Consider the following 22867-nt stretch of genomic DNA (forward strand, 5'->3'; position numbering starts at 1 on the left):
GACCCGCCACCGACAATTCGGCGAGACAAGGATGCGCCCATGCGCCGCACGGTCACCGCCCATCTCGCCGCCGACGTCGACGATCCCGCGCTGCTCGCGCTGCAGATCGCCGTGGCCGGTCCGTCGGCGACGGAAGAGCTCGTCGTCACCAGCGACGGCGAGCCCGTCGCCGTCCGTGAGATCGACGGCGGCCACGGCGGCCGGGTCCATGCGCTCGACATCCCCTCCGGACGTCTCGTGATCGACTACATCGCCACCGTCCACGGCTCCCGCGCGGTGCCGCACGGCGGCGAGTCCGACCTGCTGGAGTACCGCCGCCCGAGCCGCTACTGCCCGTCGGACAAGCTGCTCGCGACGGCCGCCAGCGAGTTCGGCGGGATCGACGACGACGCCGAGCTCGTCGCGGCCGTGCGGACGTGGGTGCACAACCGGCTCGTCTACACCAGCGGGTCCAGCGGCCCCACCGACGACGCCGTCGACACGCTGCTGCTCGGTGCGGGCGTCTGCCGCGACTACGCGCACCTCGTGCTCTCGCTCCTGCGGGCCCGCGACGTCCCCGCCCGGCTCGCCGCCGTCTACGCCCCGGGGCTCGACCCCATGGACTTCCACGCCGTGGTCGAGGCCTGGGTGGACGGCGCGTGGCGGCTGGTGGACGCCACCGGCCTGGCGCCCCGAGCCTCGATGCTGCGGATCTCCACCGGCCGCGACGCGACGGACACCGCGTTCATGACCACCCACTGCGGCAGCGTCACGCTCACGGAGATGGAGGTCACCGCGACGGTGGACGAACTGCCGAACGACGACCCGGCGACGGTGGTGGAGCTGCGGTGAGGCGTCGTGCGAGCGCGAGCAGCGCCAGTGGCAGCACCACCTGGACGGCGAACCCGGCGGTCTGCGCGACGGCGTCGGCGGCGGGGAACCCGTCGAGGTGGGTCACGTGGAACACGGCGTGCGGGACCGTGTAGACGAGCTGACACACCAGCGCCACCGTCACGAGCAGACGGTGCGGCGCCACCGCGGCGGCGACGAGGACCACGCACACCGCCAGGTTCAGCGCGCCGACGTCCCGGACGAGGTGCTCGTTGTACGGGGGCAGCAGCGCGACCCAGGCGTGGCCGGCCGCAGGGAAGCCGTCGTAGAACGCGCGCGGCGCGAACAGGGCCCACACCCCGATCACCACCTGCGGCGCGGCGAGGACGAGCAGGCCGGCCCGGAGCACGGAGACGCGTCGCTCCCCTGCCGCGCCCGTCACGGCCGCGCTCCCACCCGGCGACCGGACAGGAACTCCTCGAAGGTGATGCGACCGTCGGCGTGGTCGGGCGCGACCAGGCCGCCGCCGCGCACCGCCCGGGCCAGCGCACCGGGCAGCCGCACCGGCAGCACCGCGCGACGTCGGCCCGTCGCGGTCAGCCACGCTCGGGCGAGGTCGGCCATCGACCTGACCTGCGGGCCGGCCAGGTCGGGCGCGCGGCCCACCGGCGCGCCGGTGGCGAGGTCGGCGAGCCGTTCCGCCACGTCGCGCACGTCGACCGGCTGGAACGACGCCCCGGCGAGCACCGGCAGCACCGGGGACCGGCCGAGGGTCTGCAGCAGCGTCAGCAGCAGGTCGTGGAACTGGGAGGCGCGCAGGACCGTCCACGGCACGCCGGACGCCGCGACGAGGCCCTCGATCTCGACCTTGTCGCGGTAGTAGCGCAGCGGCACCCGGTCCACGCCCACGATCGAGACGAACACCAGGTGCGGGACCTCCGCACGGCGCATGGCATCCAGCAGTGCGCGGGCCTGGGCGACGTCGTGGCCCGGACGGCTCGCCGCGTGCACCACCGCGTCGACCCCACGGACGGCCTCCGCTATTCCCGCGCCGGTCTCGAGATCGCCGACCACCCGGCCAGGGCCGTCGCGGCGGCTGAGCACGCGGGCCACGTGGCCCCGCTCCTGTAGCCGTTCGACCACGACCCGGCCCAGGGTGCCGGTCCCGCCGGTCACCAGGATCTCCATCTCACTCCTCCGTCCGCTCATCTCCGCCGTCAGGCGGATCCGTCGGAGAGTCGACCGCGCAGCCCCGCGCGTTGTGACAGCTGGTGCGCCAGATGGGCGAGCTTGTCCGGATTCACGTGCAGGCGCAGGCCGCTGACGACGCCCCCGTCCACCTCCACCTCGAGGACGCCGACCAGGGCGTCGCCGGCGAAGCCGAGAACGGCCGGAGCACCGTTGACCTCCGCGATCACCGCGTGCCCGACCCGGCGCGCACCGCCGAGCGTGCGGGCCAGATAGGTCGCGACGCGTCCGCGCCCCCGCACGGGCAGGCGCGCGGCCGTGACCCGGCCGCCGCCGTCGGCCCACGCGACGACGTCGGCGGCGAGCAGCGCCTCGAGCGCCGGCAGGTCACCGTGCCGCGCGGCGGCGAGGAAGCTCTCCACGAGACGCAGCCACCCGGCTCGCCCGGCTCCCGCCGGTCCGGCGGGCGCGGGATCACCGCCCTCCGCGAGCCGCTTACGGGCCCGCGTGTGCAGCTGACGGGCGTTCGCCTCGCTGACACCGACGATCTGCGCGATCTCCCGATGCGGGTAGGCGAACGCCTCCCGCAGGACGTAGACGGCCCGCTCGGCCGGGGTGAGCCGCTCGAGCGTGAGCAGCAACGCCAACGACACCGAGTCGCGCTGCGCGGCGGTGTCGTCCGGGCTCAGCGCGCGATCCGCAGTGAGTACGGGCTCGGGCAGCCACGGCCCGGGATACGTCTCGTGGCGGGCGGCGGCCGACGTCAACCGGCTCAGGCAGAGCCGCGTGACGGTGGTGGTGAGCCACGCGGCCGGGTTCGTCACGGCCGCCGTGTCGGCTCCGGACCAGCGCAGCCACGCGTCCTGCAGCACGTCGTCGGCGTCGTGGGCGGAGCCGAGCATCCGGTAGGCCAAGCCGAACAGCCGGGGCCGCTGGGCCGCGAACACCGCCGTCGGTTCGGTCGCCCCGGTCATGGCGTCGAGATTGCCACGTCCCGATGCTCGTGCCCCGCCGCACCCGAGGGTGCGGCGGGGCAGCGAACACTCAGCTGCAGCCGCTGGTGGACCCGCAGCCCTCGCACAGGTAGCACGACCCCGCCGGGCGCATCTTCGTGCCGCAGGTCATGCACAGCGGCGCGTCGGCGGCCTTGCCCAGGTGCAGCTCCAGCAGCTCCGTCGAGCTGTGGACCTCCACCGGGGCGGGCGTGACGCCCACCGGCGTCGCGGGCGCCGTGTCGTGCCCGACACCCGAGCGCAGCTCCTCCAGGTCCACCTCGGCCGACCCGTAGCTCTCGGCGACCTGCGCCGTGCGCTCCTCCGCGGAGAAGACGCCCAGCTGCTCGCGCTTCTCGTACGGCAGGTAGTCGAGCGCGAGGCGACGGAAGAGGTAGTCCATGACGCTCGTGGCGATCCGCACGTCCGGGTCGTCCGTCATGCCCGCCGGCTCGAACCGCAGGTTCGAGAACTTCGAGACGTAGAACTCCAGCGGGATGCCGTACTGGAGACCGACCGAGATCGACATCGAGAAGGCGTCCATCACGCCGGCCAGCGTCGAGCCCTGCTTGCCGAGCTTGACGAAGATCTCCCCCAGCCCGTCGTCCGGGTAGGAGCCCGAGGTCAGGTACCCCTCGGCGCCACCCACCGTGAACGACACCGTCTGGCTCGGCCGCTTCTTCGGCAGGCGCTTGCGGACCGGGCGGTACTCGACGGCCGCCTTCGCGGTCTCGGCCGTGTCGGTGCCGGGCTTGGCCGTCTTGCCCGCCGAGAGCGGCTGGCCGACCTTGCAGTTGTCGCGGTAGATCGCGAGCGCCTTGAGCCCGAGCCGCCAGCCCTCGAGGTAGATCTTCTCGACGTCCTCGACCGTGGCCGTCTCCGGCATGTTCACGGTCTTGGAGATCGCGCCCGACAGGAACGGCTGCACTGCGGCCATCATCCGCACGTGGCCCATGGCGGCGATGACCCGCTGCCCCATCGCGCAGTCGAACACCTCGTAGTGCTCGCGACGCAGCCCGGGCGCGTCGACGACGTGGCCGTGCTCACCGACGAACTCGACGATCGCCTCGATCTGCTCGCCCTGGTAGCCGAGCTTGTCGAGCGCCCGCGGCACCGTCTGGTTGACGATCTGCATGGATCCGCCGCCGACGAGCTTCTTGAACTTGACCAGCGCGAGGTCCGGCTCGATCCCGGTGGTGTCGCAGTCCATCATCAGGCCGATGGTGCCGGTCGGGGCGAGGACCGAGGCTTGGGCGTTCCGCCAGCCGTTGACGGCACCGACGGCGAGCGCCTCGCGCCAGGCGACCGTGGCTTGGCGGTGGATGTCGGCGCTCGCCGGCAACGTGCGCACGTCGTCGTTCGCGGCGGAGTGCTTGCGCATCACCCGTTGGTGCGGCTCGGCGTTGCGGGCGTAGCCGTCGTACGGCCCGACGACCCCGGCGAGCTCGGCGGAGCGCTTGTACGCCGCGCCGGTCATCAGCGAGGTGATCGCCGCGGCCAGGGAGCGGCCGCCCTCGGAGTCGTAGGCGTGACCGGTGGCCATCAGCAGGGCGCCGAGGTTGGCGTAGCCGATGCCCAGCTGGCGGAACCGGCGGGTGGTGTCGGCGATCGGCTCCGTCGGGAAGTCGGCGAAGCAGATGGAGATGTCCATCGCCGTGATGATCAGCTCGACGGACTTCTGGAACCGGGCCGCGTCGAACCGGCCGTCGCCGCCGAGGAACGTGAGCAGGTTGAGCGACGCGAGGTTGCAGCTCGAATTGTCGAGGTGCATGTACTCGCTGCAGGGATTGGACGCGGAAATGCGTCCCGACTCCGGGCACGTGTGCCAGTCGTTGATCGTGCCGTCGTACTGGATCCCCGGGTCTGCACACTCCCAGGCCGCCTTGGCGATTCCCCGGAACAGCTTCGTGGCGTCGACCGTGTCGATGACCTCACCGGTCATGCGGGCCCGCAGCCCGAACTCGCTTCCCGACTCGACCGCACGCATGAACTCGTCGGTGACGCGCACCGAGTTGTTCGCGTTCTGGTACTGCACCGAGGCGATGTCCGAGCCGCCGAGGTCCATGTCGAACCCGGCGTCGCGCAGCACCCGGATCTTGGCCTCTTCCTTGGCCTTGGTCTGCACGAACTCCTCGATGTCCGGGTGGTCGACGTCGAGGACGACCATCTTGGCCGCCCGCCGCGTGGCGCCACCGGACTTGATGGTGCCGGCGCTGGCGTCGGCACCGCGCATGAACGACACCGGGCCGGAGGCGGTGCCACCGGAGGACAGGAGCTCCTTGGAGGAGCGGATCCGGGAGAGGTTCAGCCCCGCGCCGGAACCGCCCTTGAAGATCAGGCCCTCTTCCCGGTACCAGTTGAGGATCGACTCCATCGTGTCGTCGACCGACAGGATGAAGCAGGCCGAGACCTGCTGCGGCGAGGTCGTGCCGACGTTGAACCACACGGGCGAGTTGAAGCTGAACACCTGGTGCAGCAGCATCCACGTCAGCTCGTGGGCGAAGATCTCGGCGTCGTCGTCGGTGGCGAAGTAGCCGTGCTCGAGGCCCGAGCGGTGGTAGACGGCCACCACGCGGTCGATGAGCTGGCGGAGGCTGGACTCGCGCTTCGGCGAGCCGACGGCACCGCGGAAGTACTTGCTGGTGACGATGTTCGTGGCGTTGATCGACCAGAAGTCCGGGAACTCGACGCCGCGCTGCTCGAAGTTCACCGTGCCGTCGCGCCAGTTCGTCATCACGACGTCGCGGCGCTGCCAGGTGACCTCGTCGTACGGGTGCACCCCGGCAGTGGTGTGCACGCGCTCGACGGTCAGCCCCCTGCGCTCCGTGCGACCGGTCTTCCTTCCGCGGCCCGGGGCGGCGGCGGGGGGCCCGGCGGTCTCGGTCATGCTCTCCCTCTCCTGCGGCTCCACCCTGGGGCGGCGGGCCGCGGTCGGTGTATGGCTCGGCGAAATACGTGCGGGCGAGGCAGCGGGGATCGGTGTCGTCAGCCCGGTGTGGCGACGTCGGCCGGGGCGGCCGCCCGTCGCAGATCGGCGATCTCCTTCTCGAAGTCCTCGATGGAGGAGAACGAGCGGTAGACGCTGGCGAAGCGCATGTAGGCCACTTCGTCCAGTTCGCGGAGCGGGCCGAGGATGGCCAGCCCCACCTCGTGGCTGGGGATCTCGGCCGCGCCACCGGCGCGGACGGCCTCCTCCACCCGGTGGGCGAGCTGCGCGAGCGCGTCTTCGTCGACCGGGCGACCCTGGCAGGCTCGCCGGACCCCGCTGACGACCTTGTCGCGGCTGAACGGCTCGGTGACGCCGCTGCGCTTGACGACCGCCAGAACCGCCTCTTCGACGGTGGTGAACCGGCGTCCGCAGGCGGCGCACGATCGCCTCCGGCGGATGGCCTGACCGTCGTCCACCTCGCGGGAGTCGATGACCCGGCTGTCGCCGTGCCGGCAGAACGGGCAACGCATGACGACCCCTTGCTGCTTGAGCATCCCCAAGTACTGGGTGAACAACAGCGATGTAACCACAACATGTAGGGGTAGGCCAAGCCGGATCGGCCATCAATCGGCGTATCGACCGGATCGTGGGACGAGCGGCACGCCCTTCGTGGTGGGCGTGCGCACAGCGTCAGCCGCCGGCCACCCGGAGCACCTGACCGGGCTCCGGACGCACCGAGTGGAGTGCGTTGTCGGCCACGATCCGCTCGGCGACGGCTGCCACCTCCGCTCCCGGACGTCCGGGAGCGACCCGTGCGGCGACGTCCCACACCGTCTCACCGGGCTCCACGGTCACGACGACCGGGGCGGGCACGGCGACAGGGACGGCGGCAGGAGCCGGAGCGGGCTCGGCGACCCGGGCGAGCAGGCCGAGCGCGACGACGACCGCCGCCGACGCCGCGACCATGACGACCCCGGCGACGGCACGACGCCACACCGAGCGCGCACCCACCCGGACCGACGGGTGGGCCCGGCGGACCAGCAGCCGCGGCCCGGACGCGCCGCCCGGGACGCCGTCGCTCCACGCCCTCGCGCGCCGGAGATCCACCCCGGCACCCGGAGCCGCCTCCCGGACCGGCCGCGGGGCCTCGAGCGGACGGACCAGCACCAGCGCCCCCGCCGGACGCACCGGCCGCGGCCCCGGAGCGGGCCGCCTGCCGTCCCACCTGCGCACCCACTGATCGGCCCACCGGCCCGGCCGCCGCCCCGCCGCCTGCCCGGATCCCGTTCGACCGACCTCTCCGTGCTCCACCCGCTCGCGCATGTCGCCTCCGCTGCTCACGCTCCGCTCGCGTACGCCTACTAGAACAGATGTTCGAGAGGCGCTGTCGAAGTGTGTACCACCAGGCACCGACAAAACCGAGAGAAGTCCGCGTGTCGTTCGAACATGTGTTTGGAACTGTCGGTGATCACGGCTACCGTTTCCGCGAGTGCCGATGGCCCTGCGGCACACGCACGGGCACCGGCGGTACCAGAAGGAGCGAGTAGATGGCACGCGACGAGGGCGGCGGGGGTGTCGGAGGATCCGACGTCGAGAGCCCCCCGGCGGGCGGGCGCGGCGACGGCGAGCGTGGTGGCGGCAGCACGGTCAGCGCCTTCCCGGATCCCCCCACGGACCCGGTGAACCTGACACCGCGGCAGCGCAAGGTCCTGGAGGTCATCCGCGACTGGGTGGAGCGCTTCGGCTACCCGCCGAGCGTGCGCGAGATCGGCGACGCTGTGGGCCTGACGTCCACCTCCTCGGTGCACCATCAGCTGCGCACGCTGGAGCGCAAGGGGTACCTGCGGCGCGACCCGCACCGCACCCGCGCCGTGGATGTCCGCAGCCCGGACGACCCGGCCGCGGACGAGGCCGGCACTCCGAGCGGCGTGGCCGTCGACGTCGGTGTGGACAGCGCGGCGGGCCCGCTCGCCCGGCGGCCGGAGCCGGCCTTCGTGCCCCTGCTCGGCGACATCGCCGCCGGCGGCCCGATCCTGGCCGAGCAGGCCGTGCAGAGCGTGTTCCCGCTGCCCCGCGAGATCGTCGGCGAGGGCACGCTGTTCCTGCTGAACGTCCGGGGCGACTCGATGGTCGAGGCCGCGATCCGCGACGGCGACTGGGTGGTGGTGCGCCAGCAGCCGGTCGCGGAGAACGGCGAGATCGTCGCCGCAATGATCGACGGTGAGGCGACGGTCAAGACCCTGCGCCGCCGCGACGGGCACGCGTGGCTGATGCCCGCGAACTCCGCATACGACCCGATCCCGGGCGACGACGCCACGGTGCTCGGGCGGGTGGTGGCGGTGCTGAGGCGGCTGTAGCGGAGCCGACTCTGGGCCCCGTCAGCCCGGTACGACCACCACCGGGTAGTGCGCCGCGCGGACCAGCGCGCCGATCACTCCGCCCAGCAGGATCCGGCGCATGAAGCGGTAGCCGCGTGCACCGATCACCAGGAGGTCGGTGCGCTCGGGCAGGTTGGCCAGGGTCGACACGATCGGCCCGTCGACCACGTCCGCGAGCGCGTCGATGTCCACCGGGGCACAGGCGAGGCCGCGCAGCGCCGCCGTCTGTGCTGCGGGGCGTTGCTCGGGGGTCTCGGCGACGGCGACGAAGCGCAGCGCGGCCCCGCTGCGGCGGGCGAGCCGGGTGGCCACCGCGGCTGCCCGCTCGGCTTCGGGCGAGCCGTCGTAGGCCACGGACACCGCGGTCATCCGCGCCGTCGCGAAGTGCCGGTGACCGCGCGGAGCCACGGCGACGGGACAGGTGGCGGTCGGGAGCAGCCGCTGCACCGTACCGCCGGGGGCCAACCGGCCGGCGAGACCGTGTCCCGTCGAGCCGACCACGAGGAACTCCGCCCCGACCTTGTCGGCGTGGTCGGCCAGCGCCGTGTGCGCGTTCGCCGGGCCCAGCCAGCGGAACTCGGGCTCGACCTCGCCGTAGCCGTGAGCATCGATCTTGGCCCGCGCCCGGGCGAACCGTTCGCGCGCCACCGTCTCGGTCCGCTCCCGCCATCGGGGGTCGCGGGCCACCGCGGTGATGCCGCGTCCGTCCTCCGGGTACACGCTGGCGACGACGGCGCGCACACCCGTCAGCCGGGCCAGCTGGGCGCCGAGAACCAGCGCGTCGTGGCCGGCCGGCGTGTCCTCGTATCCCGTGACGATCGGCAACGGCACCTCCCCGGAAACCTTAACGCCGCCGGGCCCCGTGTCGGGCCATCACCAGCGCGAGCAGGGCGAGGATCACCACCAGCGCACCGGCGCCGATCGCCGCCGTCCGCCATGCCGGCACGGGCTCCGCAACGTCGTCCGGAGATCCTGCCGCGGCGGGTTCCGCCGCAGGCTTCCGCCCGGCCGCGGCTCCGGTCAGTGCGGCGGCCCCGGGCACCGCCCGGAGTTGCCCGTCGACGCCGCCGCGCGCCTCCGAACCCGACAGCAGCGTGCCGTCGGCGGTGAATGCCAGCGCCTCGCCCTGCGGCTCGTCGGGCAGCGGCACCTGCACCGGGGCGGTGCGGAGCGCGTCGGCGACGGTGCCGCCGTCCGGGACGGCGAACAGCCAGGCGTCGGTGTACGTCCGCAGCGCGACGACCCGGCCGTCGGCCGTCATCGCGCCACCGGTGACCGTCCGGGAGCCGAGTCCGCCGATCGGGCCGCCCGTCGTGGTGGAGCTCGGCAGCGCCAGGTCGCCCACGTGCACGAGCGGAGTCGGGCCCACACCGTCCAGCGGCCCCTCCGGCTGGTAGATACCGGCGGTACCGACGCTCTTGGTGACCACGGTGGGCACGCCGCGCGCGTCGACCAGCAGCGCCTCGGCGTCGTGCGGGCCGTCGGGGTAGGTGAGACGGTGCAGCTCCGGCTCGCCCCGCGCCGGAACGACGATCAGGGCCACCGTGCTGCGGCGCTGCTCGTTGTCGCCGGTGTCGCCCACCCACAGCGACCCGTCGGGACCCGCGGCGAGGTCCTCGGCGTCGTACGGGTCGACCTTCGCCGTCCGGCTCTCGACGACCGTGCAGGTTCCGGGGTCGAACCGGTGCAGCTCGACCCGGCGGCCCCCGTCCGCCATCGCCCAGATGCCGTCGCCGACCACCGCCAGCCCGGACAGCTCGACCAGACGCGGATCGTCGACGGTGCAGCGCGTCGCAGAGGTGGACGCAGCGGCAGGCACCGCCGCCACCGGAGCGAGCGCGACCGCGAGCGCGACGAGAGCGGCGGGAAGACTCAGCTGCCCGAGCCCTCCGGGCCCGACCCGTTGCGGCCCGCGTCGCCGACGCAGGCGTACGGCAGCACCGCCGCAGCCAGCTCGGCACCGACCCTGGCGTGCAGCCGCGTGCCGTCCGGGGTGTGCTCCTCGGCGAGCACCTGCCCCTCCGCGTACACCCGTGCCGTCAGCGCGCCCTCGGTGTAGGGCAGCAGCAGCTCGACGTCCTGGTCCGGCCGCGGCAGCAGCTCGGCGATGCGGGCGCGCAGGCGCTCGACACCGTCGCCGCGGCGCGCGGAGACGAACACGGCGTCCGGCAGCAGGTGGCGCAGACGCGCGAGGGCGAGGTCGCCCGCGGCGTCGCACTTGTTGACCACCAGCAGCTCCTGCGGCATCCGGCCGCCGTGCTCCTCGCCGACCTCGACGAGCACCTGCCGGACGGCCTTGATCTGGTCCTCCGGGAGCGCGTCCGAGGCGTCGACGACGTGCACGAGCAGGTCCGCGCCCGCCGTCTCCTCCAGCGTCGAGCGGAACGCCTCGACGAGCTGGTGGGGCAGGTGCCGCACGAATCCGACGGTGTCGGTGAGCGTGTACGCCCGCCCGTCCGGGGTGACGGAGCGACGGGTCGTCGGGTCGAGGGTCGCGAACAGTGCGTCCTCGACGAGGACCCCGGCTCCCGTGAGCGCGTTCAGCAGGCTCGACTTGCCGGCGTTGGTGTAGCCGACGATCGCGACACTCGGCACGTCGTGGCGGCGGCGCTCGCCCCGCTGGGTCTCGCGGACCTGGCGCATCGCCTTGATGTCGCGGCGCAGCTTGGACATGCGGTTGCGGATGCGCCGCCGGTCCAGCTCGATCTTCGTCTCACCGGGGCCGCGACCCCCGATCCCGACGCCGCCGGCCGCGCGGCCGCCGACCTGCCGCGACAGGGCCTCGCCCCATCCGCGCAGGCGCGGGAGCAGGTACGACAGCTGGGCGAGCTCGACCTGCGCCTTGCCGTCCCGCGAGCGGGCGTGCTGCGCGAAGATGTCGAGGATCAGGGCTGTCCGGTCGATCACCTTGACCTTGAGCTTGTCCTCGAGCTGGCGCAGCTGGCCGGGCGAGAGCTCACCGTCGCAGATCACGGTGTCCGCGTCGGCGGCGCGCACGGCGTCGCCGAGCTCGGTGACCTTGCCCGAGCCGATGAAGGTGGCGGGATCGGGTCGGCTGCGGCGCTGGATCAGTCCGTCGAGCACCTCCGAGCCGGCGGTCTCGGCGAGGCGGGCCAGCTCGGTCAGCGACGCCTGCGCCTGTTCGGCGCTGCCCTCGGTCCAGACACCGACGAGGACGACGCGCTCGAGGCGCAGCTGCCGGTACTCGACCTCGGTGACGTCGGCGAGCTCGGTGGAGAGACCCCGGACGCGGCGCAGTGAGCCGCGATCCTCGAGGTCGAGCTCGCCGGCCGACGGGTTGCGGTCCGCGGGGCCGACCGGGTATGGGGAAAGTTCAGTCATCGTGAGAGGCATACTCCCACCTGAACGCTCACGGCGTCGTGCGGATTCCGTCCCACCACGTGGAATCGAGCTCGCCGGACGCGACGAGGACGGCCGGACCGTGCAACACGGTCGTCTCGTCGGTGACGGTGACGCGCAACCGTCCCCCGGGCGTGCGCACCTCGACCTCGCCGGTCGCCCGACCCGCTGCACGCAGCGCGGCGACGACGGCGGCGACCGTTCCGGTTCCGCAGGAGCGGGTCTCCCCCACGCCGCGCTCGTGCACCCGCATCGCCACCCGCCCGTCGTGCACCGGCGTCACGAACTCGACGTTCACCCCGTGCGGGAACAGGGCGCGGTCGTGGTCGGGCTCGACGGCGAGGTCCAGGGCGTCCAGCTCGACGTCGCCGACGCAGGCGAGGTGCGGGTTGCCGACGTCCACGGCCGTGCCCGTGAACGTGCGCGTGCCGACCCGGGCGGTCGACGCCGGACCGACGCGCGCCGGGCCCATGTCGACCGACACCTCGTCGCCGGTGAACCACACCTCGCGCACCCCTGCCCGGGTGCCCAGCCGCAGCGTCTCGCCGTCGGGGAGCCAGCCGGCGCGGTCGAGCCAGTGCGCGTAGACCCGCACGCCGTTGCCGCACATCTCCGCCGCGCTGCCGTCGGCGTTGCGGTAGTCCATGAACCACTCCACGCCGGGCTCGGCGGGGAAGTCAGTGGAATCGTCACCGTCCTTGAGCGCGGCCCACCGGATCACCCGCAGCACACCGTCCGCGCCGAGCCCGCGCCGGCGGTCGCAGAGCGCGGCGACCCGGGCGGCGGTCAGGTCGAGCGTTCCGTCCGGGTCGGGCAGGACGACGAAGTCGTTCTCCGTGCCGTGGCCCTTGGCGAACGCGATGCCGGTCATGCCTTCAGCGTACGAAGCGCCCGCTCCAGCAGATCCGGGCCCGGGCCGAGCCAGACGATCCGCCGGTCGCGGCGGAACCAGGAGCGCTGCCTGCGGACGAACCGCCGCGTCGCGCGCACCGTGTCGGCCGCCGCGGTGCCGAGATCACCGTGCCCGTCGAGCGCGGCCACGACCTGCTGGTAGCCCAGGGCCCGGGACGCCGTGCGGCCCTCGCGCAGGCCGTGGTCGAGCAGCGTGCGGGTCTCGGCGACCAGCCCGGCGGCGAACATCCGCGCGACGCGGCGGGCCAGCCGCTCGTCCAGCTCACCCGTCGGGCGGTCGACGCCGAGCAGCACGGCGTCGTAGCGCGGCGGCCCCCCGGTCTCGAGCCGGGCGGGGAACGGGCGGCCCGTCAGCGCCACCACCTCCAGGGCGCGCACGATCCGGCGGCCGTTGCTCGGCAGCACCACGGCCGCGGCGGCGGGATCGACGGTGGCCAGCCGGGTGTGCAGCACGCCCGGTCCGACGGCGGCGAGCTCGGCCTCCAGCTCCGCGCGCAGTGTCGCGTCGGTGCCGGGGAACTCCAGCTCGTCCACCACGGCCTGCACGTAGAGCCCGGAGCCGCCGACCAGCACGGGCGTGCGACCCGCGGCCCGCAGGTCCTCGATCACCGCGCGCGCAGCCCGTTGGTAGGCGGCGACCGAAGCGGTCTCGGTGACGTCGAGGACGTCGAGCAGGTGGTGGGCGACATCGCCGCGCTCGCCGGGGGCGAGCTTGGCCGTGCCGACGTCCATCCCGCGGTAGAGGGCCATCGCGTCCGCGTTGACGACCTCGCCCCCCAACAGCGACGCGAGCGCGACGCCGAGGCCGGACTTGCCCGTCGCGGTGGGCCCGACGACAGCGACCAGCGGCGGCGGTGCACCCGCCGGTGAGATCACGGCGGCGAGGGTAGCGGGGCGGTCGGCTCGTCGCGGTGGAACCACCGTTCAGGGCGACGCGCGGGTCCAGGCGGTTTCGGTCCGGCCCTGGAGCTGTTTGAATCCTGGGTGGCCACCGTCCTCATCGACCGGCGACGGCCCGCGGAACGTGGCCCCGCTACAGCGGGGCGCCCGCCGTCTCGGCGGGCTGGAGGAGGGAGACGACCGTGTCGGAGCAGCACCAGGGAGCCCACACGGCGGCAGAGCCGGACGGCACACAGCTCGACGGCACCGACCAGCCTCGACCGCAGCCCCCTTCCCCCTCGCCCGGACCGGTCGTCGCGGAACCGCACCGTCCGCGGCCCCCGGCGCTGCACGGCGGACCGGGTGTCGAGCCGGGCAGCGAAGACGAGCTCGACGCCGTCGCCGCGGGCCCCTCGCCGACGCACCCGCACGAGCCGGCCCACGAGCCGGCCCATCCTGTCCCCGCGCCGCCGCCTGCGGCTTCCGGGCACGCCGTGGCGCCGGCGAGCCCGCACCCCGAGCGGTGGGGACGCGTCGACCCCGACGGCACCGTCTACGTGAACACCGCGGACGGCGAGCGGTCGGTCGGCTCCTGGCAGGCCGGCGAGCCCGCCGAGGGCCTCGCGCACTTCGCCCGCCGCTTCGACGACGTGCTCACCGAGGCCGAGCTGCTGGCCACCAGGTTGTCGGCGGGTGGCGCCGACCCCAAGCACACGCTGTCCAGCGCGCGCACCCTGCGCGAGAGCCTGACGGAGGCGCACGTCGTCGGCGACCTCGTGGGGCTGTCCGCGCTGCTCGACGGCGTGGTGGCGCAGGCCGAGCAGGCCGTGGGCACGCAGCGCGCCGAGCGCGACGCCGCGCGGAACGCGGCGGTGGCGCGCAAGGAGACCCTGGCCGCCGAGGCCGAGACGCTGTCGGTCGAGGCGACGCAGTGGAAGCAGGCGGGCGACCGGTTCAAGGCGATCCTCGACGAGTGGCGCACCATCCGCGGCATCGACCGCAAGACCGACGAGGCGCTGTGGAAGCGCTTCTCCAAGGCACGTGAGGCCTTCAACCGCCGCCGGGGCTCGCACTTCGCGGACCTGGACCGCCAGCGGTCGGGCGCCCGGGCGCGCAAGGAGGAGCTGGCACTCGAGGCGGAGAAGCTCGCCGACTCCGACGACTGGGGCCCCACCGCGGCCCGCTTCCGCGACCTCATGACCGAGTGGAAGGCCGCCGGGCGCGCCCAGAAGGACGCCGACGACACCCTGTGGCAGCGCTTCCGCACCGCGCAGGACGCCTTCTTCGCCCGCCGCTCGCAGAACTTCGCCGAGCGCGACGCGGAGTTCGACGCGAACGCCGCCGCCAAGCGGTCGCTGCTCGACGAGGCCGAGAAGATCGACACCGGTGATCCCGACGCCGCCCGGGCGGCGCTCCGCAACGTTCAGGAGCGCTGGGAGGCGATCGGCAAGGTGCCGCGCGACGACATCCGCCCGCTCGAGGCCCGGATGCGCGCCGTCGAGGAGAAGGTCCGCGAGGCCGTCGACCGCCAGTGGCGGCGCACGGACCCCGAGGCCGAGGCGCGGGTGGCCCAGTTCCGCGAGCGCGTGGCCCAGTTCGAGGCGCAGGCGGCGAAGGCCCGCGCCGCGGGCGACGCCCGCCGCGCCCAGCAGGCCGACGCGCAGGCCGAGCAGTGGCGCGAGTGGCTGGCGACCGCGGAGCAGGCCGTCCAGCACCGCTGATTTCTTGGACGAGCGGCCCTTTCGTCGAAACCTATGCGACGAACGGGCCGCTCGTTCGAGTCGCCTGCTGGGCACTAGATCGACGGAGACGCCGGAATCGCGATCACCGCGGGCCGCGGCCGGCGGGCGGCTTGCTCGATACTGCGCCACAACTCGTCGAACACCGCAGGCCAGTCGTTCATGATCCGGCCCGGCGTGTGCGGCACGACGATGATCCCTTCGGCGGTCATGGCCACCCGCCGCTTCAGAGTTCGAGCGTGGTCCTCCGGGTCGAGGTGCCACTCGTGCGAGTCCATCTCCCAGGCCAGGCCCACCTCGTCGAACCATCCGTCGGGTACGGCGATGAACCGATTCGTCGCCGCATCGCGCAGTGTCGGGTTCCACAGAGGTCGTGGCAGGTTGCTGGCGAGGAGACGCTCCCGCGCCTTCGCCTCGGCGACCGACCGGATCCCGTCGCCGACCTCGGTCAGGACCTCCCGCGGGAGCGCGCTGCCTCGGCTGCTGCCGGTGGCGAGCTCCTCGGCCAGAGCGGCAGGGATGTACCTGTGGCGCTGCACGACCTCGGCCAGGCCCGACCTGACCTGGTCGCGGTCCCGGCATCGCCTGGCGAAATCGAGAACGGCGCGGGGTAGCGATGCAAGGGGCCACCGTCCGATTTCCGGCGTCGGCAGGCGTTCGGTGCGCTCCACCAGCACCACACCGTGGCCGGTCCGACGCCGGTCCGACGGCACGAGCACGTGGACCGGTCCGCTCGGCGCCGGAACCCGCTGCATGCCGTGCAGCTGCAGTGCATCGAGGCCGGTGATCACCGCGCCCGGCCCGCAGTGGAGCAGGCCCGCCGAACGCCGGTCGTCGCGCGTCGGAGCGCCGTTGTTCAGCAGCACGACCCCGGGGAGCAGCGACCGCCAGGGGCCGCCGGGCCGGCACCGGTGTGCGATCGTGGATCGGTGCAGGCCCAGTTCCTGCAGGTCGCGGACCCGAACCACCGTCGAGTGGCACAGCGCGGCGTACTGCTCCGGGCTCAGAGAGTGGGATCGTCGTGGCACGCACTGAAGCGTCCACCCGGCACCCCCGTGACCGGGGCCGATCGGCGAACCTGTGGATGGCGAGACCGCGATGTGGACAATCGCAGGAGCGAAATGCCGATTCCGGACGACCGGCCCAGTCGTCCGATAGGTTCCGACGAGTGGGCCGTTCGTCCAGTAGCGGGCGTCAGCCGCGGCGGGTCGAGATCTTCACCCAGCTCGCCGCCAGCACCACCATCGCGATCACCGCCAGCACCAGGCCGATGCCCGGGCCCGTGCCGCCCTGGGGCACGTTGACCTGCCGCGACCAGATCGCCCACACCCCGTTGACCACGGAGAAGCCGCAGCCCACGGCACAGGTCCACGCCGCGGCCCAGTGCCGCCCGGCCAGGGCCACCGCGGAGCCGAGCACCCCGAACAGCACCGCCGTCACCGTGAACAGGCGCGGCAGCAGGCCGAAGTTCGCTGTTCCGGCCAGGATCTCCCAGCCGGCCACGTCGCCGGTCCACGGCAGCATCAACGCGATCAGCACGCCCAGCACCGCGACGGCTACCGGCATCGCCGTGGATCCCGGATCGACGCGGCGTACGACGCTCCGCTCGGCCTCAGCCAGCTCGGCCTCCAGCGCGGCGAGGTCGTCCGGCGAGCTCTCGTTCATCGTGTGCTCCCACAACCAGCGGCGGCGGCAGGCAGCGGCGCCGGCGTGCCGAAGCCCGGCAGGCCCAGACCAGTCGGGGCTCCCCCCGGACGGGTGCCCGCCTCGTGTGCGTCGCCGGCGCGGGTGCGCCGGTGGTCGAGTAGCGGGCCGTCCGCGACGAGGTGGTGCGGGGCGCCGTAGGTCACGCCGACGGTCACGACGTCGCCGGGCCGCACCGCCCGCTCGCCGGGGCTGAAGTGCACGAGCCGGCCGTCGCGGGCCCGGCCCGACAGCCGCCGGGTCTCGGCGTCCTTGCGGCCCTCCCCCGTCGCGACGAGCACCTCCACCGTGCGCCCCTGCAGCGCCCGGTTCTGCTCCCAGGAGATCTGCTCCTGCAGCGCGACGAGCCGCTCGTACCGTTCCTGGACGACGGCCTTCGGCAGCTGGTCCGGCAGCGCAGCCGCGGGCGTACCCGGGCGCGGCGAGTACTGGAAGGTGAACGCCGAGGCGAACCGGGCCTTCTCGACGACGTCCAGGGTGGCCGCGAAGTCGTCGTCGGTCTCGCCAGGGAACCCGACGATGATGTCCGTCGAGATCGCCGCATCGGGGATCGACGCGCGCACCTCGTCGAGGATCGCGAGGAACCGCGCCGACCGGTACGAGCGGCGCATCGCCTTGAGAACCCGATCCGACCCCGACTGCAGCGGCATGTGCAGCTGCGGGCACACGTTGGGGGTCTGCGCCATCGCCGCGATCACGTCGGAGGTGAAGTCGCGCGGGTGCGGGGAGGTGAAGCGGACGCGCTCGAGGCCGTCGACCTCACCGCAGGCGCGCAGCAGCTTCGCGAAAGCGCCGCGGTCGCCGAACTCCACGCCGTAGGAGTTGACGTTCTGCCCGAGCAGCGTCACCTCCAGCACGCCGTCGGCGGCGAGCGCCTGGACCTCGGCCAGCACGTCGCCCGGGCGCCGGTCGCGCTCGGTGCCGCGCAGCGAGGGGACGATGCAGAAGGTGCAGGTGTTGTTGCAGCCGACAGAGATCGACACCCAGCCCGCGTAGGCCGACTCCCGCCGCGCCGGGAGCGTGGACGGGAACGCCTCCAGCGACTCGATGATCTCCACCTGCGCCGCGGCGTTGTGCCGGGCCCGCTCGAGCAGCACCGGCAGCGCCCCGACGTTGTGCGTGCCGAACACGACGTCCACCCACGGCGCGCGGCGCACGATCGTCTCGCGGTCCTTCTGCGCGAGGCACCCGCCGACGGCGATCTGCATGCCGGGGTCCGCGATCTTGCGCGGCCGCAGGTGCCCGAGGTTGCCGTAGAGCTTGTTGTCGGCGTTCTCGCGCACGGCACACGTGTTGAACACGACGACGTCCGCGGTCGCCGGATCGTCCGCGCGCGCGTAGCCCGCCGCCTCCAGCAGCCCGGCCATCCGCTCGGAGTCATGCACGTTCATCTGGCACCCGTACGTGCGGAGGGTGTAGCTGCGACCCACGGTTCGAGGGTAGACGCCCTCGACCACGGCGGCCTGACCCGCCACCATGCAGCCGTGGAGCTCACCCGGCGACAGGCGCTGCGGGCCTTCGGCGCCGCCGGGCTCGTCGCAGCCCTGCCCGGGTGCGCATCGCAGTTCGCCGGGGTACGGCTGCGCATCGCGACCGGCGGCACGGCAGGCGAATACTTTCGGCTCGGCCGGGCTCTCGCGCAGGTGTGGCAGGAACGCCTGGGGTTGACGGACCAGCCCGCCGTGCTGCCCACCAGTGGCTCACCGGCGAACGTGAGCCTGCTGGCCACCGGAGCCGCGGACGTCGCGGTCAGCCAGCTCGACGTCGCCGCGGACCGGATGGCGGGCAGCTCGTCGCTGCGCGCGTTGGCCGCGGTCTACAACGACGCCCTGCAGATCGTCGTCCCGGCGGGTTCGCCGATCCGTGCGGTGGCCGACCTGCGGGGCGCGCGAGTGTCGCTGGGCCCGGAGAACTCCGGAGTCACCTACGTGGCCCAGCGCGTGCTCGCCGCGGTGGACCTCGCGGACGACGACATCCGGCCCTCGCGGCTCGACCTGGCCGGTTCGGTGGCCGCCCTGCGTGCGGGCGATCTCGACGCGTTCTTCTGGGTGGGTGCGCTGCCGACCACCACCGTCACCGATCTCGCCGCCGCCATGCCGGTGCGCCTGCTCGACCTCGAGCCCCTGCTTGACGACCTGCGCACCCGATACCCGGTGTACGCCCCGGGCACCGTCCTCGCCGGCACCTACCGGATCGCGGACCCGGTCGCGACGCTGCTGGTCCGCAACGTCCTGCTGGTCGACGCCGGACTCGACGCCGACCTGGTGGAGGCGATGACCGGCGCGCTGTTCGCCGACCAGCAGCGCCTGGCCGACGCGATCCAGGCTGCCCGCACCGTCGACGCGCGCTCGGCCGTCCTCACCCAACCCGTCCCCCTGCACGACGGCGCTCTGCGCTGGTTCTCCGACGACGCGATGGCCTGATCAGCGGCCGGTGTCGCGCTGCACGGCGTCGACGTCCGCGGACATCCGGTTGATCGCGGCCTCGAAGAACGCCGCCCCGTGCTCGTTGAACGGGTGCAGGTGGCCGACGATCTCCAGCGCCACCAGACCGTGCATCCGCGCCCGCAGTTCGATGAACAGGGCCGCGGCCCCGAGGGGCAGTGCCATCTTGCCCAGGTCGGCCTCGATGAGACCCGGTGCCGCCGGGACGGCGGCGAGCTGCGCGGGCGTCCACCCGTCGAAGACGACCTCGGCGAACGACTGCCCGAGCCGCCACGCCGCCTGCCCGACGTCGCTCTCGGCCAGCGGGGTGAAACCCGGGACCGGCGTGCCGTAGAGCAGCAGGAACGCCGGCCGGTTGGCCAGCGCCCACTCCCGGAACGCCTGGCACGCCGCCAACCGCCGTTCGTGCGGGTGCCGCCCGCGAGTGGTGTCCGCGGCGGCCTGCACGGCGTCGGCCGCGGAGTGGTGCGCGTCGACCACGAGCGCGGTGAGCAGCGCGTCGCGGTTGGCGAAGTAGTGGTAGAGCGACTGCACCGTCATCCCGACGGCACGGGCCACACCCCGCAGGGAGAACCCGCCGGGCCCGGCGTCGAGGAGCTCCCGCAGCGCCGCCTCCTTGATCTCCGCGACGGTCTCCGCGCGCCGACGGTCGCGAACCGAGGAAACTGACACTGCTCTACTCCCTTGACACTGTTAGGCAAACGACGCAGACTGACACGGCTCGCTCAGCCTAACAGTGTGAGGAGAATCCGATGGCCGCCGTACTCGCCGTCGCCCGCCGCGGGCACCGAGGCCTGTTCGCCTTCGCCGTCGCCATGTCCGTGCTGACTCCCGTCCTCGCCGTGCTGGCCGTGGTCGACGACCGGGTGCTGCTGGGTGCGCCGCTGTGGTTCAAGCCGCTCAAGTTCGCGATCTCGCTCGCCCTCTACGCCGCCACGCTCGCCTGGATGCTCGGGCAGCTGCGCGAGCGCACCCTGCAGCGCACAGGCTGGATCGTGACGGCCGCAGCCGCGATCGAGATGGCGGTCATCGTCGGCCAGGCGGCGGTCGGGAACCGCAGCCACTACAACATGGACACGCCGCTCAGCGCCGCCCTGTGGAGCGTGATGGGCGTGACGATCGTGGTGCTCTGGCTGGCCACGCTCGCCGTCGCGCTGCGGTTCCTCCGCGGCGGGGGGACGAATCCGGGGCCAGACAGCCAACTGGACGGTCCCGCAGAGTCCCCCGGAGTCGTCCCTCCGATTACGGTCTCCGACCGCGCCGCGACCACCGCCATCCGGCTGGGCCTCGTCGTCGCGCTGATCGGGCTGGCCGAGGGCTTCCTGATGGCCACAGCGGCCACGCACACGGTCGGCGCGCCGGACGGCGGACCGGGGCTCCCCCTGCTCGGCTGGAGCACCGTCGGCGGCGACCTGCGCATCGCGCACTTCATCGGCATGCACGCCCTCCAGGGCCTCCCCCTGTTCGGCGCCGCGCTCTCCGTCGGACATCGTTTCGACGAGGTCACCCGCGTCCGGCTCGTGCAGGTCGCCGCGGCGGCGTGGACCGGCCTGGTGGTGCTGCTGACCTGGCAGGCACTCCGGGCGCAGCCGCTGCTCACCCCGGACGCACTGACATTGGCGGCGCTCGCCGCGCTGGTCGCGGTCACCGTGGCCGCGACGGTCGGCATGCTGGCCGCGGCCCGCTCCTCCGTCCCGTCGGCCGCGTGAGGTACCGATGGACCCGCAACTGCTCTTCGCGCTGGGCTTCCCGCTCGCGGCACCGTTCTGGGCGCTGATGATCGTGGCCCCGGGCTGGTCGGTCACCCGCCGCGTGATCGGGTCGCCGCTGATCGTGGTGCCGGCACTGCTCGTCTACGCCGTGGCCGTGCTGCCGGCGCTGTCCGACGTGCTCCCGGCCGTGGCGTCGCCGACGCTCGTGGGCGTCGCCGGCCTCCTGGGCAGCCCGCTCGGCGCTGCGGCGGGATGGGCGCACTTCATCGGGTTCGACCTGTTCGTGGGCCGCTGGATCTTCCTCGACGCCCGCGAGCGCGGGATCCCCCACCTGGTCACCGCGCCGGTGCTCGTGCTGACGATCCTGCTCGGCCCGCTCGGGCTCCTGGCCCACCTCGTGGCGCGAGCGGTCCGTCAGCGGTCCGGCGCCGCCGTGCCGTCCTGACCTGCCGCCGTCAGCCGCGCCACCACCCGCAGCCCACCGCCGTCCGGAGTCTCCAGGCGGAGCGATCCGCCGGCCAGCTCGACGGTGCGCGCGGCGATCGCCAGACCCAGCCCCGACCCGTCGACGTTGCTCTGCGACGGGCTGCGCCAGAAGCGGTCCGTGGCCCGCTCCAGCTCGTCGGGCCCCAGACCCGGGCCCGTGTCGCGCACGGCGATCTCCACCCGGTCGTCGCTGCGCACGGTGTGCACCGTGATCGTGTCGCCCGGCGAGGAGCACTTCACCGCGTTGTCCAGCACGGCGTCCAGCACGGTCTCGACCGCCCCGACCGGCGCCGCGACCTTCAGGCCCGGCTGCCCATCGCGCTCGAGCCGCAGGCCGGTGTGCTCGGCCAGCGGCCGCCAGGCCTCCATCCGGTCGCTCACCGCGGCGTCGACGTCCACGTCGGCGAGCGGCGCACTGCGCTCGGTCCGGGCCAGCGCGAGCAGCTGGTCGAGGAGCGTGGAGAGCCGCTCTGCCTCCTCCAGCGCCGCGCCGTGGTCGTCGGTCGCAGCCTCGTCGACGTGCCCCTGCAGGTTCGACAGGCGCAGTCGCAGTGCGGTCAGCGGGTTGCGTAGCTGGTGGCTCGCGTCGGCCACGAACGCCCGCTGCGCGGCCAGCGCGCCCGTCACGGTCTCGGCCATGCGGTCGAACGACACGGAGAGCCGGCGCAGCTCAGGGGGGCCGCTGTCGTCGGCCACGGGCTCGGCCGCGCCACCTGCGAGGACGGCCGACGCGACCCGGCCTGTGCCCTCGTCGAGCCGGCGCACCGGGTGCAGGATCCAGCGCACGACGGGCAGGGAGACGAGCACGCCCAGCGCGAGCGCCAGCAGCACCGCGGCCGCGATCAGCGCCCACGTCTCCAGCTGGCGTTCGTGGAGCGCCGCGGTCGGCGACACCGTGACGACGGCGCCTCGCACCTCCCCGTCGACCAGCACCGGCTCGGCGATCACCAGCGGCCGCTCGTCCCAGGGCATCTGCAGCATGGGCGACTGCGAACGGCGCCCGGCGAGCGCCGCGTCGAGCCGCTCCCGCCCTGTGGCGTCGAGGGGGTCGAGCGGGTTCGACGGCGCGAACGGCGTCCCGTCCGCGGTGACGACGTGCACCGACACGCCGTAGACCTGCCGGTAGCGGTCCAGCAGGGCGTCGAGATCGGCGCCCGTGGCCTCGGTGAGCGGCCGCTGCACCAGAGAGGCGACGTAGACGGTGTCGGTGAGGCGGCGCGTGAAGAAGTTCTCCTGCGCGGCCTGGGCCGTGGTGTAGGCGAGCAGCCCGCCGAGCCCGACCGCGACGAGGCCGACGACGACCAGGACGATCACCAGCAGCCGTGCGCGCACGC

22 protein-coding genes are annotated in these 22867 nt (G+C 73.6%); 6 read left to right on the forward strand and 16 right to left on the reverse strand.

All coding sequences use genetic code 11. The features are described 5' to 3' along the window. Nucleotides 1-39 precede the first annotated feature (39 nt). Entirely contained in the window at nt 40-831 is a 792-nt protein-coding gene (locus RM445_RS27375) for a transglutaminase-like domain-containing protein (RefSeq protein ID WP_311559751.1), read from the forward strand. Here RM445_RS27375 and RM445_RS27380 read toward each other — a convergent pair. From RM445_RS27380 to RM445_RS27405, 6 genes are all read right to left on the reverse strand, one after another. Further along, nucleotides 770-1252, reverse strand: coding sequence for a hypothetical protein (locus RM445_RS27380; RefSeq protein WP_311559752.1), 483 nt, complete (start codon nt 1250-1252; stop codon nt 770-772). The genes RM445_RS27375 and RM445_RS27380 overlap by 62 nt on opposite strands. Further along, nucleotides 1249-1998 (reverse strand): SDR family oxidoreductase, encoded by a 750-nt coding sequence (locus RM445_RS27385; protein ID WP_311559753.1) that lies wholly within the window; start codon nt 1996-1998, stop codon nt 1249-1251. The genes RM445_RS27380 and RM445_RS27385 overlap by 4 nt, the downstream gene beginning before the upstream one ends. A gap of 29 nt (nt 1999-2027) precedes the next feature. Further along, entirely contained in the window at nt 2028-2972 is a 945-nt protein-coding gene (gene sigJ, locus RM445_RS27390) for an RNA polymerase sigma factor SigJ (protein WP_311559754.1), read from the reverse strand. Nucleotides 2973-3042: 70 nt separating this feature from the next. Continuing rightward, complete coding sequence (locus RM445_RS27395; RefSeq protein WP_311559755.1) at nt 3043-5877, reverse strand: vitamin B12-dependent ribonucleotide reductase; 2835 nt, start codon at nt 5875-5877, stop codon at nt 3043-3045. Nucleotides 5878-5975: 98 nt separating this feature from the next. Further along, entirely contained in the window at nt 5976-6449 is a 474-nt protein-coding gene (nrdR, locus tag RM445_RS27400; protein WP_311559788.1) for a transcriptional regulator NrdR, read from the reverse strand. A 160-nt stretch (nt 6450-6609) separates the two neighbouring features. Next, entirely contained in the window at nt 6610-7260 is a 651-nt protein-coding gene (locus tag RM445_RS27405; protein ID WP_311559756.1) for a LysM peptidoglycan-binding domain-containing protein, read from the reverse strand. Nucleotides 7261-7466: 206 nt separating this feature from the next. Between RM445_RS27405 and lexA the strand changes: the two genes are divergently transcribed. After that, nucleotides 7467-8276: a transcriptional repressor LexA gene (gene lexA, locus RM445_RS27410; protein ID WP_311559757.1), complete on the forward strand. Its 810-nt coding sequence runs from the start codon at nt 7467-7469 to the stop codon at nt 8274-8276. A 21-nt stretch (nt 8277-8297) separates the two neighbouring features. On the opposite strand, the gene RM445_RS27415 is transcribed toward lexA, so the two are convergent. From RM445_RS27415 to miaA, 5 genes are read right to left on the reverse strand one after another with little or no spacing between them, the layout of a single operon-like run. Then, complete coding sequence (locus RM445_RS27415; protein WP_311559758.1) at nt 8298-9128, reverse strand: universal stress protein; 831 nt, start codon at nt 9126-9128, stop codon at nt 8298-8300. Nucleotides 9129-9141: 13 nt separating this feature from the next. Further along, a complete protein-coding gene (locus RM445_RS27420; protein WP_311559759.1) occupies nt 9142-10116 on the reverse strand; it encodes an SMP-30/gluconolactonase/LRE family protein in 975 nt (324 codons plus the stop codon). A 53-nt stretch (nt 10117-10169) separates the two neighbouring features. After that, nucleotides 10170-11639 (reverse strand): GTPase HflX, encoded by a 1470-nt coding sequence (gene hflX, locus RM445_RS27425; protein WP_311559760.1) that lies wholly within the window; start codon nt 11637-11639, stop codon nt 10170-10172. 28 nt (nt 11640-11667) lie between these two features. After that, the gene (gene dapF, locus RM445_RS27430) at nt 11668-12528 is read right to left on the reverse strand and encodes a diaminopimelate epimerase (protein WP_311559761.1); all 861 of its coding nucleotides are present in this window, start codon (nt 12526-12528) and stop codon (nt 11668-11670) included. Then, nucleotides 12525-13445 (reverse strand): tRNA (adenosine(37)-N6)-dimethylallyltransferase MiaA, encoded by a 921-nt coding sequence (miaA, locus tag RM445_RS27435; protein WP_311559762.1) that lies wholly within the window; start codon nt 13443-13445, stop codon nt 12525-12527. Before miaA ends, dapF begins: the two co-directional genes overlap by 4 nt. 206 nt (nt 13446-13651) lie before the next feature. Between miaA and RM445_RS27440 the strand changes: the two genes are divergently transcribed. Beyond that, nucleotides 13652-15169 carry a DUF349 domain-containing protein gene (locus RM445_RS27440; protein WP_311559763.1) on the forward strand — a complete coding sequence of 506 codons (1518 nt, stop codon included), beginning with the start codon at nt 13652-13654 and terminating at the stop codon, nt 15167-15169. Between the two features lie 74 nt (nt 15170-15243). Here the strand turns inward: RM445_RS27440 and RM445_RS27445 are convergent, their stop codons facing one another. The 3 genes from RM445_RS27445 to miaB form a co-directional block, all read right to left on the reverse strand. Then, on the reverse strand, nt 15244-16215 hold the full coding sequence (locus RM445_RS27445; RefSeq protein WP_311559764.1) for a hypothetical protein: 972 nt from the start codon (nt 16213-16215) through the stop codon (nt 15244-15246). A 166-nt stretch (nt 16216-16381) separates the two neighbouring features. After that, nucleotides 16382-16852: an Rv2732c family membrane protein gene (locus RM445_RS27450; protein ID WP_311559765.1), complete on the reverse strand. Its 471-nt coding sequence runs from the start codon at nt 16850-16852 to the stop codon at nt 16382-16384. Continuing rightward, nucleotides 16849-18369 (reverse strand): tRNA (N6-isopentenyl adenosine(37)-C2)-methylthiotransferase MiaB, encoded by a 1521-nt coding sequence (gene miaB, locus RM445_RS27455; RefSeq protein ID WP_311559766.1) that lies wholly within the window; start codon nt 18367-18369, stop codon nt 16849-16851. Before miaB ends, RM445_RS27450 begins: the two co-directional genes overlap by 4 nt. A gap of 6 nt (nt 18370-18375) precedes the next feature. Between miaB and RM445_RS27460 the strand changes: the two genes are divergently transcribed. Next, nucleotides 18376-19314: a TAXI family TRAP transporter solute-binding subunit gene (locus tag RM445_RS27460; protein WP_311559767.1), complete on the forward strand. Its 939-nt coding sequence runs from the start codon at nt 18376-18378 to the stop codon at nt 19312-19314. Here RM445_RS27460 and RM445_RS27465 read toward each other — a convergent pair whose 3' ends face one another. Next, the gene (locus RM445_RS27465; RefSeq protein ID WP_311559768.1) at nt 19315-20007 is read right to left on the reverse strand and encodes a TetR/AcrR family transcriptional regulator; all 693 of its coding nucleotides are present in this window, start codon (nt 20005-20007) and stop codon (nt 19315-19317) included. An 80-nt stretch (nt 20008-20087) separates the two neighbouring features. On the opposite strand from RM445_RS27465, the gene RM445_RS27470 reads away from it, so the two are divergent. Both RM445_RS27470 and RM445_RS27475 read left to right on the forward strand, forming a co-directional pair. Beyond that, nucleotides 20088-21044, forward strand: coding sequence for a hypothetical protein (locus RM445_RS27470; protein WP_311559769.1), 957 nt, complete (start codon nt 20088-20090; stop codon nt 21042-21044). Nucleotides 21045-21051: 7 nt separating this feature from the next. Beyond that, nucleotides 21052-21492, forward strand: a complete 441-nt coding sequence (locus RM445_RS27475) for an ABA4-like family protein (protein ID WP_311559770.1) — start codon at nt 21052-21054, stop codon at nt 21490-21492. Here the strand turns inward: RM445_RS27475 and RM445_RS27480 are convergent. Then, a complete protein-coding gene (locus tag RM445_RS27480; protein WP_311559771.1) occupies nt 21462-22865 on the reverse strand; it encodes an ATP-binding protein in 1404 nt (467 codons plus the stop codon). The genes RM445_RS27475 and RM445_RS27480 overlap by 31 nt on opposite strands. Nucleotides 22866-22867 lie beyond the last annotated feature (2 nt).

It is taken from the genome of Pseudonocardia charpentierae (assembly GCF_031845345.1).
GTDB classification, from domain to species: Bacteria; Actinomycetota; Actinomycetes; order Mycobacteriales; family Pseudonocardiaceae; genus Pseudonocardia; species Pseudonocardia charpentierae.

What these genes read in the sequence shown, in the direction of transcription:
- RM445_RS27385 (WP_311559753.1), bottom strand. Translation starts at nt 1,998, where the DNA reads ATGGAGATCCTGGTGACCGGCGGGACCGGCACCCTGGGCCGGGTCGTG.
- nrdR (WP_311559788.1), bottom strand. Translation starts at nt 6,449, where the DNA reads ATGCGTTGCCCGTTCTGCCGGCACGGCGACAGCCGGGTCATCGACTCC.
- RM445_RS27470 (WP_311559769.1), top strand. Translation starts at nt 20,088, where the DNA reads ATGGCCGCCGTACTCGCCGTCGCCCGCCGCGGGCACCGAGGCCTGTTC.
- dapF (WP_311559761.1), bottom strand. Translation starts at nt 12,528, where the DNA reads ATGACCGGCATCGCGTTCGCCAAGGGCCACGGCACGGAGAACGACTTC.
- hflX (WP_311559760.1), bottom strand. Translation starts at nt 11,639, where the DNA reads ATGACTGAACTTTCCCCATACCCGGTCGGCCCCGCGGACCGCAACCCG.
- RM445_RS27450 (WP_311559765.1), bottom strand. Translation starts at nt 16,852, where the DNA reads ATGAACGAGAGCTCGCCGGACGACCTCGCCGCGCTGGAGGCCGAGCTG.
- lexA (WP_311559757.1), top strand. Translation starts at nt 7,467, where the DNA reads ATGGCACGCGACGAGGGCGGCGGGGGTGTCGGAGGATCCGACGTCGAG.
- miaB (WP_311559766.1), bottom strand. Translation starts at nt 18,369, where the DNA reads ATGGTGGCGGGTCAGGCCGCCGTGGTCGAGGGCGTCTACCCTCGAACC.
- sigJ (WP_311559754.1), bottom strand. Translation starts at nt 2,972, where the DNA reads ATGACCGGGGCGACCGAACCGACGGCGGTGTTCGCGGCCCAGCGGCCC.
- RM445_RS27475 (WP_311559770.1), top strand. Translation starts at nt 21,052, where the DNA reads ATGGACCCGCAACTGCTCTTCGCGCTGGGCTTCCCGCTCGCGGCACCG.
- RM445_RS27375 (WP_311559751.1), top strand. Translation starts at nt 40, where the DNA reads ATGCGCCGCACGGTCACCGCCCATCTCGCCGCCGACGTCGACGATCCC.
- RM445_RS27395 (WP_311559755.1), bottom strand. Translation starts at nt 5,877, where the DNA reads ATGACCGAGACCGCCGGGCCCCCCGCCGCCGCCCCGGGCCGCGGAAGG.